Annotated in this window: 16 protein-coding genes; 5 read left to right on the forward strand and 11 right to left on the reverse strand. The window is 39.1% G+C overall.

The genetic code is table 11. The annotated features are described in order from the left end of the window. Positions 1–8: 8 nt before the first annotated feature. On the reverse strand, positions 9–2,642 hold the full coding sequence (locus EHQ52_RS05480) for a [protein-PII] uridylyltransferase family protein (protein ID WP_135614248.1): 2,634 nt from the start codon (positions 2,640–2,642) through the stop codon (positions 9–11). Positions 2,643–2,672: 30 nt separating this feature from the next. Further along, complete coding sequence (metG, locus tag EHQ52_RS05485; protein ID WP_135614249.1) at positions 2,673–4,703, reverse strand: methionine--tRNA ligase; 2,031 nt, start codon at positions 4,701–4,703, stop codon at positions 2,673–2,675. A gap of 116 nt (positions 4,704–4,819) precedes the next feature. On the opposite strand from metG, the gene EHQ52_RS05490 reads away from it, so the two are divergent. From EHQ52_RS05490 to EHQ52_RS05500, 3 genes are read left to right on the forward strand one after another with little or no spacing between them, the layout of a single operon-like run. Further along, positions 4,820–5,326, forward strand: a complete 507-nt coding sequence (locus tag EHQ52_RS05490; protein WP_135614250.1) for a tellurite resistance TerB family protein — start codon at positions 4,820–4,822, stop codon at positions 5,324–5,326. Between the two features lie 21 nt (positions 5,327–5,347). Next, positions 5,348–6,286: a hypothetical protein gene (locus EHQ52_RS05495; protein WP_135614251.1), complete on the forward strand. Its 939-nt coding sequence runs from the start codon at positions 5,348–5,350 to the stop codon at positions 6,284–6,286. A gap of 15 nt (positions 6,287–6,301) precedes the next feature. Beyond that, a complete protein-coding gene (locus tag EHQ52_RS05500; protein ID WP_135614252.1) occupies positions 6,302–7,486 on the forward strand; it encodes a DUF5683 domain-containing protein in 1,185 nt (394 codons plus the stop codon). A gap of 20 nt (positions 7,487–7,506) precedes the next feature. Here the strand turns inward: EHQ52_RS05500 and EHQ52_RS05505 are convergent, their stop codons facing one another. The 4 genes from EHQ52_RS05505 to eat form a co-directional block, all read right to left on the reverse strand. Continuing rightward, positions 7,507–7,737 (reverse strand): hypothetical protein, encoded by a 231-nt coding sequence (locus EHQ52_RS05505; protein ID WP_135614253.1) that lies wholly within the window; start codon positions 7,735–7,737, stop codon positions 7,507–7,509. A gap of 120 nt (positions 7,738–7,857) precedes the next feature. Then, positions 7,858–8,634 carry an ethanolamine ammonia-lyase subunit EutC gene (gene eutC, locus EHQ52_RS05510; RefSeq protein ID WP_135614254.1) on the reverse strand — a complete coding sequence of 259 codons (777 nt, stop codon included), beginning with the start codon at positions 8,632–8,634 and terminating at the stop codon, positions 7,858–7,860. Then, a complete protein-coding gene (locus EHQ52_RS05515) occupies positions 8,631–10,025 on the reverse strand; it encodes an ethanolamine ammonia-lyase subunit EutB (RefSeq protein WP_135614255.1) in 1,395 nt (464 codons plus the stop codon). Before EHQ52_RS05515 ends, eutC begins: the two co-directional genes overlap by 4 nt. Positions 10,026–10,110: 85 nt before the next feature. Next, positions 10,111–11,421, reverse strand: a complete 1,311-nt coding sequence (gene eat / locus EHQ52_RS05520; protein ID WP_135614256.1) for an ethanolamine permease — start codon at positions 11,419–11,421, stop codon at positions 10,111–10,113. Positions 11,422–11,614: 193 nt separating this feature from the next. Between eat and ilvD the strand changes: the two genes are divergently transcribed. Next, a complete protein-coding gene (ilvD, locus tag EHQ52_RS05525) occupies positions 11,615–13,471 on the forward strand; it encodes a dihydroxy-acid dehydratase (protein ID WP_135614257.1) in 1,857 nt (618 codons plus the stop codon). A 137-nt stretch (positions 13,472–13,608) separates the two neighbouring features. Continuing rightward, entirely contained in the window at positions 13,609–14,220 is a 612-nt protein-coding gene (locus EHQ52_RS05530) for an iron-containing alcohol dehydrogenase family protein (RefSeq protein ID WP_167492181.1), read from the forward strand. A gap of 144 nt (positions 14,221–14,364) precedes the next feature. Here the strand turns inward: EHQ52_RS05530 and EHQ52_RS05535 are convergent, their stop codons facing one another. The 5 genes from EHQ52_RS05535 to mltG form a co-directional block, all read right to left on the reverse strand. Continuing rightward, on the reverse strand, positions 14,365–16,035 hold the full coding sequence (locus tag EHQ52_RS05535) for an acyl-CoA dehydrogenase family protein (protein ID WP_135615657.1): 1,671 nt from the start codon (positions 16,033–16,035) through the stop codon (positions 14,365–14,367). 182 nt (positions 16,036–16,217) lie between these two features. Continuing rightward, positions 16,218–16,805: a hypothetical protein gene (locus EHQ52_RS05540; protein ID WP_135614258.1), complete on the reverse strand. Its 588-nt coding sequence runs from the start codon at positions 16,803–16,805 to the stop codon at positions 16,218–16,220. A 78-nt stretch (positions 16,806–16,883) separates the two neighbouring features. After that, the gene (locus EHQ52_RS05545) at positions 16,884–17,741 is read right to left on the reverse strand and encodes an ankyrin repeat domain-containing protein (protein WP_167492182.1); all 858 of its coding nucleotides are present in this window, start codon (positions 17,739–17,741) and stop codon (positions 16,884–16,886) included. A gap of 99 nt (positions 17,742–17,840) precedes the next feature. Beyond that, entirely contained in the window at positions 17,841–18,092 is a 252-nt protein-coding gene (locus tag EHQ52_RS05550; RefSeq protein ID WP_135614260.1) for a hypothetical protein, read from the reverse strand. Positions 18,093–18,104: 12 nt separating this feature from the next. Beyond that, a complete protein-coding gene (gene mltG, locus EHQ52_RS05555) occupies positions 18,105–19,124 on the reverse strand; it encodes an endolytic transglycosylase MltG (RefSeq protein ID WP_135614261.1) in 1,020 nt (339 codons plus the stop codon). Positions 19,125–19,148 lie beyond the last annotated feature (24 nt).

The following is a 19,148-nucleotide window of genomic DNA, read 5'->3' on the forward strand; positions in this document are numbered from 1 at the left end:
AACCATTTTTAAAAAACAAGTTCCCCTGTCATCCTTTCCACTGGCTGTATTCTCAAGATCTTATCTTCCAGGGATTTTAACAATTCTGCATCTTTGACCTGTTCCCCGTCCTTAGTCTGGAGATAGAATGAGTCATAAGCATAATCTGCAGAAGTAGAGACCCTCAAATGAGAAACTTTTAAACCAAAATCGAATACTTTTCTTAAGATCCTATACACTAAACCAACCATATCGGGCATACGCACTTCCATGATGGTAGTATCTGTAATATCTTCGTTAGAAAAGCGAACAGAACGATTGATAATACTTTCCGGTATCGTCTTACGTGGATTCCATTCAGTTCTTTCGAAAGCAATACTGTCTCTTTGTAATTCTCCAGAGGCCATTAATCTGAGTTTGCCTTCCATTCTGGAAAGTTTTTCAGAAGAAATATTTCCACTGCCTTGAGGATCCGTTACTTGAAGAATATGGATCTGAAATTCTTCGAAAGTATAACTTTGCATCCCAACTAAACTCAAACCCTCGGAAGAAACAGAACAACATAAATCTAATAAGATTTCAGGAATATTACGGCTTACTACTTCTACTGTTACGAAAGCGGGATCTTGTTCAGAATCCAAGAGCAGGACCGAATTCGCATCTTGGCTAAGAGAAGTAATCGATTTAAAATATTTTAATATTTTTCTATTTGATACAGTTTTTAAAAAACTTTCAGGGATCACTGAATATGCAAATGACGCAATCGTTTTAGAAATTTTAGGATCTTGCCCTTCTTTTTCGGTCAAATATGCCACAAGATCTTTGGACAGAGAAATTCTTTCTTCTTCTCCGTGAGGATCTTCCGAATCATTTCTTTTATTTTTAAAGAAGTCTATAGAGTTTTTGTAAAGTTCGTTTAAGATTGCCTTTTTCCAATTAGTAAGAACGTTTGTGCCAACTGATTTGGTATCTATTATTGTAAGAATATATAAAAGTTTTAATCTCTCCGGATTAGAAACTGTTCTTGCAAAATTTCGTATCAGCTTTTTATCCGAAATATCTCTTTTAGAAGAAAGTTCCGACATCAGGATATGTTTTTCTACTAAGAAACGAAATAGATCTGTGTCTTCTTCTGATAAACCTAAACGAGATCCAACTGAAACAGCAAGTTCCGCACCATATTCTGAATGATCTCCTTCTTTTACTTTTCCAGCATCATGAAGAAGAATTGCTAAAGCCAAAATTTCGGTCTTCTCACATTCTCCATAAACTTCGAGGATCTCTCTATCCTCAAACTCTCTTTTATCTAAACGATCCAATTCGTGCAAGATCAGAAGAGTATGCTCATCCACAGTGAACTCATGATGATAACTGAACAAAGGAAAATTTGTACATGCGCCGAACTCAGGCAAAAGTTCCCCAAGCACCTGGCATTCATGCATTAATTTTAATATTTTTCCTCTATCCTTTTTATTCTGAAGAATGCTGATAAATCCACCGTTTACTTCCGCGGAATATCTGAAGTCATTATCCAAAAAGTGAGAAGCAAATCTGATTTCGCTAAGCAACCCACCGGAAACCTCAAAGCCCGTTTCTTGGATCATCCTGAAAGTAAGTAAAATATCTTTATATAAAGTATGAGGATCTGCAAAAAGATTTCCTTCGCTTGGAGGAAAGATCGTATTTCCAATTTTTAGGAAACGGATTCCTTCATAGTCAAAGTTCTGTGCTTCTCCCTTTTTTTGAGCCGCTAGTAATGAATCCAAATATACACGAACGATAAAAAATATATTCTTTTGATGACTATAGAGAGTGTTCATAAATTTCTCTATGGTTTGCATCTCTTCTTTTTTACCAAAGCCTAGATACTCCGCTACTTCAGGCTGAAGATTCAGATCCAAACGATCATGTTTTCTTCCAGTAAGAATATGAAGTGCGGTTCTCACTCGGATCAAAAAATCATAAGCTTCTTCCAAGGCTTGGACTTCTCCGCTTTGGAAAACCGGAAGAACTGCGAGTCCGCCTAAGGAACGGATAGGGCTTCTGGATTTTTCGGTCCAATATAAATATTGAATGTCTCTTAAACCACAGAGATCTGTTTTTAAATTCGGTTCAGAAAGAAGAATAGGTCGACCTTCTCTTAGGAACCTTTCCGAAAGTTGATCTTCTTTTGCTTGGTTATATCTAATCGCAAATTTAGCAGGAAGTTTTGCTAAAAATTCTTCTTGGTATTTTTTGAATAATTCTTTGGAACCAGTTAGGAACCTACTGTCCAAGACCGCATGAAAGCTGGACATATCATCCAAATAACGAAAGGATTCCTTGATAGTCCTACAGGTATGCCCTACTTCTTTTCCGGAATCATAAAGATAAGTATTTATAGAAGAAATGATCTCTGAAAGTTTAGAATCCGGAACTCCATTATGTAAATATAATATATCTACATCTGAGTGAGGGGCCATTTCCATACGGCCATAACCGCCTAAAGCGATAACTGCTACTTCTTCCCCTTTTTTTAAGATGCCGGATGACTTTTCGAATCTGGCTCTTAAAAAGGAATCTATTATAAATGTGAGCTGGCGAGAGATTAGGCGGCCAGAAACCGTCCGACTCTTTTCCAAAAGCCTTTGAAAACTATAAGAGATGTCTAATTCTAAAGGCAAGGTAAGTTCCTACTAGCTGTTAGACTGAGTTTATTTCAATTTATCGCCAGGGTTAGCACCTCTATGAGGCACAAAAAGACTGAGGCTCTCGCCTTCTCCAGAAGCCAAAAGCATTGCTTCTGAAATTCCGAACTTCATCTTTCTTGGTTTCAAATTAGCAACCGCAACAATCGTCAATCCAAGTAGATCCTGAGGTTGGTAAGAAGCTTTAATACCTGCAAAAACATTCTTAGTTCCGAGAGAACCAAGATCCAATTTTACTTGGACAAGTTTGTCAGCGCCTTCTACAGGACCTGCTTCTATAATTTTACCAACTCGAAGATCCACTTTACTTAGATCTTCAATAGAAATTTCCAAAACTCCTTCTGTTTTAGGAGCAGCAGCGGGCGTCGCAGGTTGAGCGGATTTAGTTTCCAAAGTGTTTTCTTCTAACATGGTTTGAATCGATTTTTCCTCTACACGTTTGGTGATCATTTCATATGCAGATACTTTTGTTTTTTCCAGATCGGAAGAAAGATCCGCAAACTCAGGCTTTTTGTTTAAACCTAAAATTTTATACACCTTCTCCCCTGATTTAGGAAGAACAGGGTATAAATAAATAGAAAGAATTCTGGCTGCATTCAAAGCAACTGTTACCGTTTTACGAGCTGCTTCTGCATCCGATTTAATTTGGATCCAAGGTGCGAGATCGTTCACATACTTATTTGCGATATCGCCCAAGCGGGAACATTCTTTCATTACTCTGGTATAATTTCGGGTTTCATACCATTCTCTGATCTTAGATTCGGAACTTCGGAGTTCATCCAGGATCTTCTTCCCTTCTGCGTCCAAACTGCCTAATTCTCTATCAAGTTTATCTAATATAGAAGTCGCAACTCTGGAAACCAAGTTTACAAAATTTCCTACAAAGTCCGAATTTACTTTTGCAGTATAATCATCAAAAGAAAGATCCAGATCGTCCATTCCTGGACCAAGCTTTCCTGCTAGATAGAAACGAAGATGTTCCGGATCCAAATGTTTGAGATATCCTTCAGCCTTGATAAAGGTACCTCTGGATTTAGACATCTTCTCCCCATTCACAGTGATAAAACCGTGGACATGGACTTGAGTAGGAGAACGATATCCCCCTCCTTCTAATGTAGCAGGCCAGAATAAAGTATGAAAATATAATATATCTTTTCCGATAAAATGGGAAATCTCAGTCTTCTCGTCTTTCCAGAAAGAATCAAATTTTTTTCGATCCCCTTTGAAATAATTCAAACTGGAAGCCATATATCCGATTGGAGCATCCAACCAAACATAAAAATATTTTTCAGTCTCACCAGGGATCTTAAATCCGAAATAAGGTCCGTCACGAGAAATATCCCAATCTTGGAGTCCGGATTCAAACCATTCTTTCAGTTTTTTGCGAACACCTTCGGCAACATGTGAATCCTTTTCGACCCAACTAGAAAGATATTTCTCAAAATCTCCCAACTTGAAAAATATATGTTTAGAATTTCGACTAACGGGTGGGTTACCACATAAGGAACAATGAGAATCTTTTAGATCTTTAGGAGAATAAGTCGCTCCGCAATTCTCACAACTATCCCCATATTGATCTTGAGTGCCACAATTAGGACAGGTCCCTTTGATAAAACGATCGGGAAGGAACATCTTATCAGTATCACAATAAGCCTGCTCAATCTCCCTTTCTGCGATATGACCTTTTCCTTTTAGAGAAAGATAAATTTCTTCGGAAAGGATCCGATTTTCTTCAGAGTTAGTGGTATAATAATTATCGTATTCTACTAAAAAGCCGGAGAGATCCCGGTAATGTTCCGTTCTAACACGGTCGATCAATTCTTCCGGAGTGATCCCTTCTTTTCTTGCAGCAAGCATGATGGGTGTACCATGCGTATCGTCCGCACAGAAAAAATAACACTCATTGCCTAAAGATTTTTGATAACGAACATAAACATCAGTCTGGATCGCTTCCAAAACATGGCCCAAATGAATAGGACCATTTGCATAAGGCAAAGCAGAAGTAACGAGGATCTTTCGTTTTGATTCGGAACTCACATAGTCAGGTTGAGAAAAATTCCCCCAAAATCAACATGGATTTTCATTGCAAAACCGCAGGTTGGGTTAAAATACATCGGAAAAACGGGAACACCCTTAAAGGGAAGGCATTGAAAATGGAAAGGGTTTCATCCTTGGCTAGCAAAGTTCTACCAGGTCATGAGTTTTACGAAAAGTTTCAGAAAAGTCTGGATAGAGAAACCGAGATTTTTCAACTCAAGATGAATTACGCCAAGGTACTAGTCAGTCTTTGGTCTTATTCTTGTCATGCAGACGGAGTCTTTCATAGAAAAGAAGGAAACCTAGTCGGACAGATGGTAAAAGCTATGTTCGATAAAGATTGCATCTTCGATCATCACCAAGATCAAAAGGCCGAGATCATCGAAGAATTATCCGAAGTGTTTGAATCTCCTCTTCCCATTAAAATGATCACTGACTTTGCAGAAGGTAATCCAGTCTTAGCTGTAAACTTTTACGAAGACGCTGTGTGTATCGTAACAACTGACGGCAAATTTACAGATAGAGAAAAAGAATTTTTGGTAGATCTAGCGAGAGAACTGGAAATTTCTTCCATGGATAAGAAAAACATAGATAATAAATATACGGACGGCGGCGACGACTGAACTTCTAGTCGCCTCCTTCTCATGCCTTTTCCGATCCTCTTACTTTTATCCAGCTATATAGGTCTGCAGCTCATACTTAGCGGACCTTTCATACAACTTCTAGTAAATATAATATCCTTTAGGCTATTCAAATTCCGTTGGTTAACTCCAGGTATCATACTTCCAGGACTTTGGGTCTGGGCCAGACATTTTACTGTATTCTTTCCGGGAGAACTTGGAACAGATATAGTACATGCAAAAGGAAGTTTTGTACATTTTAGGATCTCATTCTCCAATCTATTTAAAGGAAAATTAATATTCAGAGGAGTGAATGTCCGCTCCTTTCATATGGATTATACAAACAGAGTAGAATCCAGGAAGAAGATAGAATATCTTCCCAAAAGAGGAAAGATCCAATTCAAGTTAGAAAAGGTTTCCCATTCCAGCATAGATATAGAGGACAAAACCTTAACTCCCGTATTCAATATTCAGATCCGCGATATCAAAATAGAGAATGGAGTTTTAGACGCAGGTTCTCCATTAGAAATTCTTTTCAGAAGCAGAGTGGGCTCTTGTCGATTGGGGAGAGAAGGCCTACTCAGAACAGGAACTCTTAAAGGTGGAGATAGGGGATATCTCACGTTAAGCGGGATCACCTGGGGAGAATTAGCTGGACTGGAAATCATCCCTCTGCCATTATTCAAAAAACAAGTACATCTTAGTTTAGAATTTAGACATATAGACGAACATCATACAGACTTTGAAGGCACATTATTGCATACTGGTTTAGGAGAAGAAGAGGAATCAGAATCTTATCCTTTCCGATTCGGAGTCGATTGGAATGATTTTAATCTTCCTTTCGACCTGGCTCTTAGGAAACTGATTATGGAGCTATTTCTTCAAACAAAGTTAGAAGGTCTGATGGCGAGAACCTTGCAAACGATAGCAAAAGGGATCCGGTTGTTTTTAGGGAAGGATTAATCGAATTTGGTAAATTTGAAAAACTTATTTATAATCGTTACAGTAATCTACATTTCAATTCATCCCAAAATAGAAGCAGATACTGTTTACTTAAAGTCCGAAGAAAAAATCGAAAACGTAAAAGCAAAAATTGGCCCCGAGTATCTAGAGTTAAGTTTAGAGAACGGAAAGTCAGTTTCCCTACCAAAAGGTGCATGGAAATTACTAAAAATTCAGCCCGTTCTCTGGACAAAAAAAGTTCCTAATGCTCTAGAAGAACTCCAAGAACGAAATCGTGTAGAACAATTATCCGAAAAAGGAAATATATTCACACCGAGAGCAGAAGAGGATAAAATCTCACCTACTTCTAATTTTTTCTTAGGACTGATCCCAGGATATTCAGGATTGTATAGAACTGAAAATTATTGGGGAGCTGGAACATTTACAGTTTTAGAGTTAGCCGCGCTTGCCAATTTAGTTTCTCTTTCATCGAGAGAAGGATTACATGGAGGAGCTTTTCAAGGAAACACTTCTGCTACTGGCTCTTCTCAAAATGCACAAGATACAATATTCGGAGAAGCTATTTTAGGACTTCTACTTTTGACTGACGGAGTTGCGTCCAGTATTATGGCTTCATCTTGGAATGAAGGAACTTATTCAGGAGAACCAATCAGATTTAGCCCTAAAAAGACAGACTGGTATTCGAGAGCATTTCGATCTTTATTATTTCCAGGCTGGGGACAAATTTATGCAGAAGAATCTTATAAAGGAATAACATTTCTTACTTTAGGAGTTTCTTTACTCGCAGCAGGAATTTATCAGGACGATCAAATTAGGACCGAAAGAAGAGATTATCAATCGGATAAAAGTAGAGTGGAAAGTAGATATTTATCTGGAACACTTTTTGCCAATTCGTATCCGTACATTCCATTCAGATTAGATGAACCTCAATTTTTATATAATATTATGAAAGCAGATCATTCCAAAGAAAGTTTAGATGATGCAAAAGTTGAAAGAGGGAGAATTTGGGGAGCTTTAGCGGCGATTTGGACAGTTAGCTTATTAGATGCAATTTTCTTTTCCGGCAATAAAGATAAACTTTCTTCCGGAGTTCGTTTTAATTTTAGAGTACAACCGAATAGCCAAGTCTATGAAACTCGCGCGATGGGAATGTCCGCTTCTAATACGGAATATTTTGCGGAATTAAAATATAATTTCTAAAAAGAAGTTTAACCAGGAGCTTATCTAACTCTCTGGCCTGCACCCTCTACGATCCCATTCAACTTAATCAAACCAGAGATCATATCTTTCATAGCGGAACGGAATGCTTTCTTTTGTTCTTCATCCACTCTTTGAGAAGCGATATCCGCTTTCATGGATTCAAGAGTATCACTCACCAAAGCAATGATGCCATACATTGGTTCGTCTTTGTTGGTGGAATTGATGATGAATTCTATATTATTCTTATACATTTCTTTACCTTTTCGCCTATCGAGAAGGATACGAATCCTCCGCGAACTTAATTCATTGTATAAAATTTATTACTTTGAGGACAAGGATTCAAGCCGAATTTGTAATATTCGAAAGATTTATCAAATTTTTGATATAGTACCTTTAGAAGAAGATTCCAAGAAATCAGGAGCCATTTCATCCTTTAGATCCACTCCAGATATACCCCGTCTGAGAGATTCTGAAAGTAAATAAGCGGTTTTTAAGGATGCCTTACGGAAATCTAAGCCATCTGGGCGTATATTCGAAATACAATTTCGGCTCTCATCTGTTTTGCCTAACTTAGGATCAAAGGTTAGATACATTCCCAAACTATCCGCAGAAGTAAGCCCCGGCCTTTCCCCAATGAGCAGCACTACTGCCTTGGCTCCTAATATTTCCCCTATCTCGTCTCCAATTGCGACCCTTCCTAACTTTCCTAAAACGAATGGAGCAATCTTATATTTTTGTTCGGTTAGGATTGGCACCAAAACTTGTAAGAATGATATAAGGTTTGAATCAACGGCTTTTGCGGAAAGTCCATCTATTCCAATCAACGCAAGATCATATTTGCCTTTTTTAGATTCTAATCTAGATCGAGAAGGTTCAGAGATCCTGCGGCCTAGATCTGGTCTGAGTAAATATTCTTCTCTACTTTTTGCTAAACTTTCTACTTTTACAATCTCGCTTCCAATTGGTTGGAAAATTTTTTCGAGTCCCATGTTTATCGTATCAAAATCTGGTTCTAGTAATACTGCATCTCTTGCTCTTGCATGATCCAATCTAAATTTTAATAATTCAGAAGTTGGAATAGAACCACCGGATCTTCCAATTCCAATTCTTGCAGAAGTTAGACTTTTCCAAAATTCTTTAGGATTCATCCAGCCTTATCCTCTAAAATTTCTTCGAGAAGAACTCTGTTCTGATTTTCTTTAGGCAGAAATTGTTCTGTGGATTCGAATAGCCCTTTTTCTAAAAGCCAACTTTCGAATTCAGGCGCAGGTCTTAGTCCAAAAATCTGACGTAAATATAAAGCATCATGAAAAGAAGTACTTTGATAGGACAACATCACATCATCCGCACCAGGAACCCCCATAATATAATTACATCCCGCAGCTCCAAGTAAGGTGAGCAATGTATCCATATCGTCTTGGTCCGCATCTGCATGATTTGTATAACATACATCCACACCCATCGGAAGACCTAAAAGTTTTCCACAAAAATGATCTTCGAGCCCTGCTCTTAAGATTTGTTTTCCATTATATAAATATTCCGGGCCTATAAAGCCGACGACTGTATTCACGAGAAGCGGATCGAATTTTTTTGCTACTGCATAAGCCCTTGCTTCTAATGTTTGTTGGTCTATACCAAAATGAGCACCGGCGGACAGGCCGCTTCCCTGCCCTGTTTCGAAATACATTACGTTATTTCCAACAGTTCCTCTGTTTAACTCCAAAGCCATCTGTCTGGATTCTTCTAAAATATTGAGATTCACTCCAAAACTTTTGTTCAAAGCTTCGCTTCCTCCGATAGATTGGAATACCAGATCAAGAGGGGCACCTTCTTCCATCGCTTTCATAGAAGTGGTTACATGACAGAGCACACAAGATTGAGTCGGAATGGAATATTTTTGGATGATAGAATCCAACATCTTAAGAAGTGCGATGACTGTAGGAACATTATCCGTGGCAGGATTTATACCAATCACTGCATCGCCGCTTCCTAATAAAAGTCCGTCCAAGATACTTGCCGCAATTCCTTTGGGATCATCCGTAGGATGATTTGGCTGCAAACGTGCAGACAATCTTCCAGGAAGACCAATCGTATTTCGGAACTTGGTTACTATAGGAGATTTTTTAGAAACCAAGATCAAATCCTGATTGGACATTAATTTAGAAACAGCAGCAGCCATTTCGGGAGTAATTCCGTCTCGGATCTCAGAGATCAATTCTGAATCGGTATTTTCCCTTAAAAGAAAGTCACGAAACTCTCCTACTGTGAAGGAAGAAATTTTAGAGAATGCAGACCGATCATGAGAATCAAAAATTAGGCGAGTAACTTCGTCTTTTTCTCCAGGGATCAATTCTATATTCAAAAATTCTGATAGATGCAGATCGGCCAAGGCCATTTGGGCAGCGATTCTTTCTTCTTGTGTAGAAGCGGCAATCCCAGCCAATTGGTCCCCAGAACGAAGTGGACTCGCCTTAGCCAGTAAGGTTTTTAAATCAGGAAATACGTAGGATTTCCTACCAAGAACGGTTTTATAACCCATATTGATTCCCTATTACTCTCATTCAGGATCTTTGATACTACTTACTCTAATTCTGAAAAATCTTGGGAGCAAGAAAATTGCCTTCCTATTTTCCAAAAATAGAAGTTCTGGCCCAGAACAATCCGCTTCCTAAAATCAAAACAAAGATCCCGAATAGGATCGGATGTTGCCAGGCACATACAGTCAATACGATCGCAGATAAAACAAGAGCAATGGAAGGTAGAAGTTTCCCTCCTGGAACCATAAACGGTCTTTCTCTATCTGGCTGTTTTTTTCGGAGCACAAAGAAGCTAATCATGGAACAAAAGTATAAGAGCAAAGCTCCAAATGCAGACAATGTGATTAGCTCTGATGTTTTTCCAGTGCATAATGCAGCGATCCCGAAAACAGTATTTGCGATCAATGCGTTGGCAGGAGTTTTAAATTTAGGATGTATCTTGCCGAAAAATTTAGGAAGAAAGTTCGCTCTTCCAAATTCAAAACTGGCTCTTCCCCCAGCCAAAATGATTCCATGAAAGGAAGCGATCAGACCGAATAGTCCGATCGTAATTAAAAGATGGAATGCCCAGCCGGACTCTCCATATAATTTTCGTAATGCAAGAGGCAAAGGATAGTCAGAAGCGGCGGCACCAGTTTCTGGATATACGATCATCTCCCAGCCACCCACTCCTATAGAAGAGAAAAATACCAATCCACAAAGTACAACTAAGGTAGCTAATGCAGATCCAAATCCGATCAGTATATTTTTTTGAGGGTCTTTAGTTTCTTCTGCGACGTTTGCTACTCCTTCTATCGCCAGAAAAAACCAAACTGCAAAAGGTAAAGAAGACAAGGCACCGGTCCAACCGTTAGGCAATGGGTTGGAGGAAAACTTCTCCCAAGAAAAACTAGGAAGTGTAAGTCCTGAAAATAAAAGTAATTCAAAAACTGCTAATATAGTAATTCCAAACTCGAATGATGCTGCAAATTTTACTCCGAGTATATTCAAACTTGTAAAGAGTAAGTATGCAAATATAGCGATCCAGATCGGATCTATACCTGGCAAAAATAAAGAGAAGTAGGCTCCGATGGCGGCGGCAATCGCAGGAGGTGCAAATAAAAATTCTATCAACTGGGCGGTGCCGACGAGATAGGCCCAGGCATTTCCAAGAGCTTCTCTACCGTAATCGAATGCTCCTCCCGCTTTGGGGATCATACATGCGAGTTCTGTATAACTGAAAGAAAAACAAACATATAGCAGAATGATCAGTAAGGTGGCAATCCCCAAACCTAAGGTCCCGCCCACTGGTAGACCCAGGTTCCAGCCAAAATACATGCCTGAAATTACGTATCCGACTCCTAAACCCCAGAGTAGCCAAGGACCCAGAGTTCGACTAAATTCTTCTTTTGATTCCATCTCTGCTGGCTACGTAGCAAGAAGTATGCCCAGATTAAATCAGCTCTTATTTCTGGGATGTTGGAGTTCCCACAAAGCACTACAGCAAGATCCCGCGACCAGAATCCGATTACGCGATTCGATCTCAAAACCAAGTTCGTTTCTCCAATAGTAAAAAACTCGACGTCTAAACTTGTACCAGGGAGCCTTAAATATGCCTCACTTAAGATCTCGTACTTCCACCCACGGACGCAATATGGCCGGAGCCAGAGCACTCTGGAGGGCCACCGGTATGAAAGAAGGTGATTTTGGAAAACCGATCATCGCAATTGCAAATTCATTCACTCAATTCGTTCCAGGACATGTTCATTTAAAAGACCTAGGACAAATGGTCGCAAGAGAAGTGGAGAAGGCAGGAGCCGTTGCTAAAGAGTTCAATACCATTGCAGTGGATGATGGTATCGCCATGGGGCATGGCGGAATGTTATACTCTTTGCCGAGCCGTGATCTGATCGCTGACTCAGTAGAATATATGGTCAACGCTCATACTGCGGATGCACTTATCTGTATTTCAAACTGTGATAAGATTACACCGGGCATGCTCATGGCAGCTTTACGTTTGAACATACCAACCATATTTGTTTCCGGCGGACCAATGGAAGCTGGAAAAGTAAATTGGAATGGAGATATTCGTAAATTAGATTTGGTGGACGCAATGGTAGAAGCCGCCAATGAAAATGTTCCAGACGAACTTGTAGAACAAATAGAACGTTCTGCTTGTCCTACCTGCGGATCTTGTTCCGGAATGTTCACTGCAAATTCAATGAACTGTCTTACAGAAGCATTAGGACTTTCTCTTCCTGGTAACGGTTCCACATTAGCTACTCATGCGGACAGAAAACAACTCTTCCTAACTGCAGGAAGATTGATCGTAGATCTTGCAAAAAGATATTATGAACAAGAGGATGAGTCAGTTCTTCCTAGAAACATTGCTACTCACGAAGCATTCCAAAATGCGATGAGCTTAGATGTAGCGATGGGAGGATCCACAAACACAGTTCTTCATATTCTTGCAGCTGCTCACGAAGCTGGGATCAATTTCAAAATGCATGATATTGATCTGATTTCCAGAAGAGTTCCTTGTGTTTGTAAAGTTGCTCCTGCTACTCAAAAATATCATATGGAAGATGTTCATAGAGCAGGTGGAGTTATCGGAATTCTTTCAGAGTTAGATAGAGCGGGACTCATCCATAGAGATGTTCCAACAGTTCATTCTGCTACATTAGGAAAAGCTTTGGAAGAATGGGATATCGTTCGTCAGAATGCAAACTCAAAGGCATATGCTTTATTCTCTGCAGCACCTGGTGGAGTTCCTACAACAGAAGCATTTTCCCAAGATAAACGTTGGCCTGAATTAGACTTAGATAGAGCAAACGGATGTATTAGAGATGTAGAACATGCATACTCTCAAGACGGAGGACTTGCAGTTCTTTATGGAAACATTGCGCCTGAAGGTTCTATCGTTAAGACTGCAGGAGTAGATGAATCTATCTGGAAATTCACAGGAAGAGCCAGAGTTATGGAAAGCCAAGAAGAAGCTGTGGCAAAAATCCTAGGCAACGAAGTGGTAGAAGGTGACGTAGTTGTGATCCGCTACGAAGGTCCAAAAGGTGGACCTGGAATGCAGGAAATGTTATACCCTACTTCGTATCTGAAATCCAAAGGTTTAGGAAAAGCATGTGCACTTCTAACCGATGGAAGATTCTCCGGAGGAACTTCCGGTTTATCAATTGGACATGTTTCTCCGGAAGCAGCAGCAGGCGGAATAATCGGCCTTGTAGAAGAAGGTGATATCATCGAAATAGATATTCCTGATAGATCCATTCACTTAAGAGTGAGTGACGCAGAACTTTCGGATCGCAGAGATAAAATGCACGATAGAGGAAAAGATGCCTGGAAACCTAAGTCCAGAAAAAGAACGGTTTCTGCAGCTTTGAGAGCCTATGCAGCGATGACTACTTCTGCACATACCGGAGCTGTCAGAGACGTTAGCCAGGTAGAGCATCAATAAATTCTTGATCTCATTAAAACTTAGCCGGTTTTAATGAGACAGAACTCTATTCCTCGAGTAAGGGACGTAAAAAAATAAAAAGCCGATATTTGATAAAAAGACTGGAAACCGATCTTAAAAAATAGTAACTTCTACTTATGTCGAAAATTGCCCTTACTCTCCCTTCTGTACAAACTCCCTCTGAACTGATGGATTTCCTCAAAAAGGAATCAGATAATCCGAATTTCGACCTTTGGTTGGACCAATTGTCTGAAAGAGCAAGATCAGGAGACAAACTGGTTTGGAGTTTTTTATACCAAGCAATCAGAGAGGCAGATTCAGGCAGATTGTCCTGGGGATTTCACAAAAGACTTCTTTCCGGGATCTTTCATATGCTTTCTCGGATCGGAGATTCTCAGTCTTATAGATTATTTATCAATTATGTTAAGTCCTTGGACAGAACAATTCCGACTGGCGCCTTAGAACTAATCGGAGATCTAATTCCTACATTCAAAGAAATTGATATAGACGAGATTATTTCTATCTCTTCTCTAAACGATCCATTCAAATCCGCATTCGGGATTTATGCATTAGCTCAAGTTGTTTTAGAAGACAGGATCCCTGAAGAAAAGATTGAACAAGTAAAATCTTTCTTAAGAGATTATCATAATCCTAATTATTACTTGGATCATCTAGTAGAAAGGACTCTTGAGTTTTTAGAAAGAGATAATTCCGACATTCTTGCTTTCGTAGAACAGCTCGCTAGTTAAAGCCAGGGTTTTCATTTAAGTATAACTTCTTCGTTCGAAAATTTGACTATTGCGGGCGGGTCGCGGATAAGAAGAAGTTCCGCTCATAAAAAAAGGAAGTCTTTCGACTTCCTTTTTTTTATTCTTCAGAGTTTAAGAAGGTCCTTAAGCTGAGTATTGGTCCATTAGAGATTTTGCAATTACTCTAAGAGCCATAACTTCTTCTGCACCTTCAAAGATGGAGAATACACGAGCATCTACGAAGTAACGAGAAACCGCGTATTCTTCCGCGTAACCCATTCCACCGTGGATTTGCATAGCTTCTCTTGTTACCCATTCAGCAACTTTAGAAGCATAAAACTTAATCAAAGTTGCTTCCATCTGTCCTTGGTGGTTATCCAAAAGTTTTGCTACAGTATTAGTGAACTGGCGAGAAGCCTGAACGATCATCGCCATACGAGCAATTTTATACTTAGTTAGGTTATAATCGAAGATAGGTTTTTGGAAAACTTGTCTCTCTTGAGCGTAACGAAGACCAGCTTCCAAAGCCGCTTGCATCACACCGTTTGCACGAGCTGCAGTTTGAATCCTTCCACCTGAGAAACCTTCCATTTGGAAATAGAATCCTTTTCCTCTTCCTGCTTCTCCACCGATTAGGTTCTCTTCTGGAACAAAATAGTCCTCAAAAGAAACTTCGAAAGAGTGCATACCGCGGTAACCGATTGTTCCGATTGCTTTACCGGAAATTCTTCCGCCGCCATCTTGTTTATAATCGAATTCGTGGCCAGTGAAGCTTGGCTTCTCCGCAAGAACGATAGAAAGACCTTTGTGTTTTAACTCAGGGTCGCTTTCTGTTCTTACAAGTATAAGAAGAAGGTTTGCATATCCTGCAAAAGTACACCAGGTTTTAACACCATTAATAGACCAGCCTCCGTCCACTTTTTTAGCAGTTACGGAAACTCCGGCAACATCTGAACCGTAATTTGGTTCTGTTACCATGATACCGCCCATCTTCTCTCCAGAAGCAATCAAAGGAAGCCACTTCTCTTTTTGAGCGTCAGTTCCACCTTTTAATAATGCTTTAGAAAGAATTTCAGGACGAGTGATCAAAGATCCTGCGATCCCTAAAGATCCTCTGGAAAGTTCTTCGGTAACAACAAGCATGGAAATATTATCTGGCTTATCGTTAGATTGTAATCCACCGTAAGATTCAGGGATACAAAGACCGAAACATCCCATGTCTCTTAAACCTTGGATGATCTCTTCTGGAACGATATCGTCGTGGCGGTGAACATGCTCTGCTTTAGGAGCTACCACTTCTTCTGCGAACTGTTTGAAAGTCTGGCGGAACATTTCATGATCTTCGCTCAAACCATAAGCTCCAAAACTTCCGGAAGAAGCGATTAGGTCAGCGATATGATTATAATTTTCGATCGCGCTGGATTCTTCTAAGAACTTGTTAGTAGCGTCATCGAATAATTTAGAAACTAGTTCTTGAGTTGAGATTCCGTATTCGGAAGCTCTGGAACTGAATTCAGTACGAATATGAGAAACAGCTTCTGCAGCGAAAACCTGAGCCATCAATTTTTCAAGCTCACCAGTTCCGAGAGAATCGTTCCAAGCGTAATCAATAAAGTTTTCTGCGATCTTTTGTTCGGAGGTCAACCAAGCGATTTGGTATTGTACGAATTGGTTTTGATCCATTTTCGCAACGGAAACTTTTCCATTGGAGCTGCATTTAGCTGCCAGAGCCTTGGTTACTTGTTCGATTATTGCTGAAGACTTGCTTAAAGCCTGTTTTGCCGCCGAAGAGTCCGTCGGAGCTTTCGTTGCCATCATTTGTTCCTACCGATATTGGGAAATATTACTCAAAATACTATAACCTGGGGCCGTTTCGGCCTGTCATTTAAGTTTTTGAACCCAAGTCTCGGGAAGAAATGAGACAGAATTAAGGAACAAGGCAATGGAAAACTAAGATATCTTCCATCCGCCTTTTCCTTTTTTACATTCAAATCGATTTATTTCTTAGCGTTGCTCTTCTTAATATTTTCTTCTCTATTTTTTTTGAAAATTTTCGAAAGTTCTTCAGATTTTGCAATATTAGCACTTAAACTCGGATATTTAGCAGAAATTTCTTTTTTGCATTCTTCGAAACCATTATCGGATGCGGATAATTTTCCATTTATGTAAGAAAGAGTTCCCCCAAAGATCGGATTTTTAGAACCGAATGTCATAAGATTGAATACTGTCTCACCTTGAAGTTTTACTGAGAGATTTCCATTTGAAGCATTAATATCCGCTGAATTAAGTGCGTAAATAACATCATCACCGGCGACCAGATAACACGCAGATATAACCCCTGGCTTTTCTGCAGAACCTGCTCCCAATTCGATTGTATGACCACTAATCTGACTATGTGTAAGATCGAAATTATTCAAGGTCACGCTATTGATACTCGCAGGAGTCAAATCGAAATTAGCTTTAAAGAAATACAATGTTTTGCCCTGAGGAACTTGCTCATTAATATTCTTAGCTGGATCAACAACTGCAAAACTCGAACATCCGACCGTAAGCAATAGTAGAAAACAAAATTTCAATTTATTCATAAAACCTCTTAAACCTAAATTACGAAAACCATAATGTATTTCGGCATTTTCATGCAATTAAAGAATATTTCTTAATCTTTATTTTTTATTACGAAAAGAGATCATTTTTATGATCTGCCATTCATGAAAATTCTGCTGGGTTCCACTAACGTTATATTCCACCGCGTGATGTGATATCCCGTCCACACTATCGTAGGTCAAAAAACCAAATTGAGTAGGATCTCGATCAAGACCTTCGATGATATTCAATGGGAACTTGGTCGTAGAGTTATCAATCAAATGAAAAGTTCCGGATAATTTTATCTTTTCGATCCTCTTTTGGGCTTCAGCAGAGATATCTAAACTTTTAGCACCCTTGGCAATTAACTTATCCTTTAAAACTTTTGCTCTTTGATCAGTTTTGGATAATTCATTTAGAAATTTTAAAAATATATTTTCGCCATCTATTAAATATAAATTTACCTTTGCTCCCTTGTTTAAGTAAAATTCAGCTAAACCATAGTCACCAGAAAGGATCGCAGTAAATAATGGAGAGATTGGAAGTCCGTAACTCAAATCTTCGTCTTGAGAGTTTTTAGACGCAATATAATAAGCGACCTGATTTATGTTCGCTCCGGCTTTTAATAATATTTCCGCAATTTCTTTTCCATTCGCACCAATTAAAGGTGTTCTATCTCCCACTTTTTTAATCACGCCTGAATCATTGGACATGATACATTCTGAAGATCTTGAATTTGGATTTGCTCCTTTTTGCAGGAGAAGTTGAACGAGTTCCTTGTTTCCCGCTTTTGCAGCGTGATATAATGGAGTTCCGCAGTTATTGGACTCCAAATTTTCGCCCCTATTAATTCGCTCGATTACCTTATCAGTTTTACCATCTACAGTATCAGTAACGATAGTGGCAGTGGCGCATGCAACGTTAGCCGTTAGCAACAACACTAAAAATATATTTTTCATAGCGAAAAATTGAATGTTATGAGTTAAATGTAAAGTTCTAAAAAAGCAGGAAAATTATTAGAGACGCATTTAATTCTACTATTGATTGCGGACCAGAGAAGATCTGATCTTTAATAGATTGTTTCGGATCCTTCTCTTTTGGTCATCAGTCAGATGGATCTCTTTTCTTTCCGCCCTACCTAAAACCAAACTCGCTTTTTCTACGAACTCAATTGCAGCATCGCTCGCAGATTCTCTCTTCTGCTGCTTTTCTTTAAAAAGATCCAAAGCCTTTTGGACCTCTTTTAATTGTTCTGTGACCGAAACGATTTCTTCTACAGGGGAATTCATGATTGCAATCCTCTATTCGTAAAGAACGTCGATGTACTTCTTCTTAGCTTCTGCATGTTCTTTAAAACTTTTAGAGAAGTAATGAAATCCATCCGGCTTTAATAAGAAGAATAAATACTCAGTCTTAGTAGGCATAAGTGCTGCTTCCAAAGAAGGTTGTCCCGGATTAGAAATAGGACCAGGCGGATATCCCTTATTCATATAAGTATTATATGGAGAAACGATCTTCAGATCTTTTTCAAAAATGCGAGGATGAGGTTTATCAAAAAGATACTGGATAGTCGCACATGACTCGAGTGGGATGTCTTGTTGTAGGCGATTTAAGAAAACGCCTGCCATCAAAGGTCTTTCTTCATTTTTTTTGGCTTCTCTTTCTACTACAGAAGCCAGAACTACGAGTTCATGCAATTTTTTAGGATCTAATTCCTTTGCACCAGGAACCTTCTCTAATCTAACATAAAATCTTTTGATCATCATTCTTGCGATCTTATCCGCAGGAAAGTTCACAGGAACACTGTAGGTCTCAGGAAACAAATAACCTTCTGCATTATTTGCAGGGATCTTAAACTCTCTTAATAATTCTGTTTTAGAAGCTGCATTTAAAAAGTCGGCTCTGGATTTAATTAAGTTTTTCTTAACTAATAAATCACCGATCTGACGGTTATTATAACCTTCTGGAACTGTAAAAGTAACAAGTTTGACTTTTCCTTCTGTGATTACTTGAAGGATCTTACGCGCATCCATTCCATCGTTGATCTCGTAAAGACCAGCTTTGATCTTTCCCGCGGACCTGGTTGCCTTAATTAGAAAAAGGAAATATTTAGAAGATTTTAATAATCCGTTTTTAGAAAGATTTTCAGTAACTTCCGTAGGAGAGTCGCCCGGCTCTACGATGATGTCCACTTTTACCTGGCCAGCACCTACAGCTCCCCCTTTGATCTCATCTGTAACAAAGAAGGCGACCACACCCGAAAGTGCAAGTATGCCTAATAAAACAATGGATCTTCTCACGAATGTATTTTTAAAAATCATAACCGCATCTGCCTCGTATTTCTA

The organism is Leptospira koniambonensis (genome assembly GCF_004769555.1).
Lineage (GTDB): Bacteria > Spirochaetota > Leptospiria > Leptospirales > Leptospiraceae > Leptospira_B > Leptospira_B koniambonensis.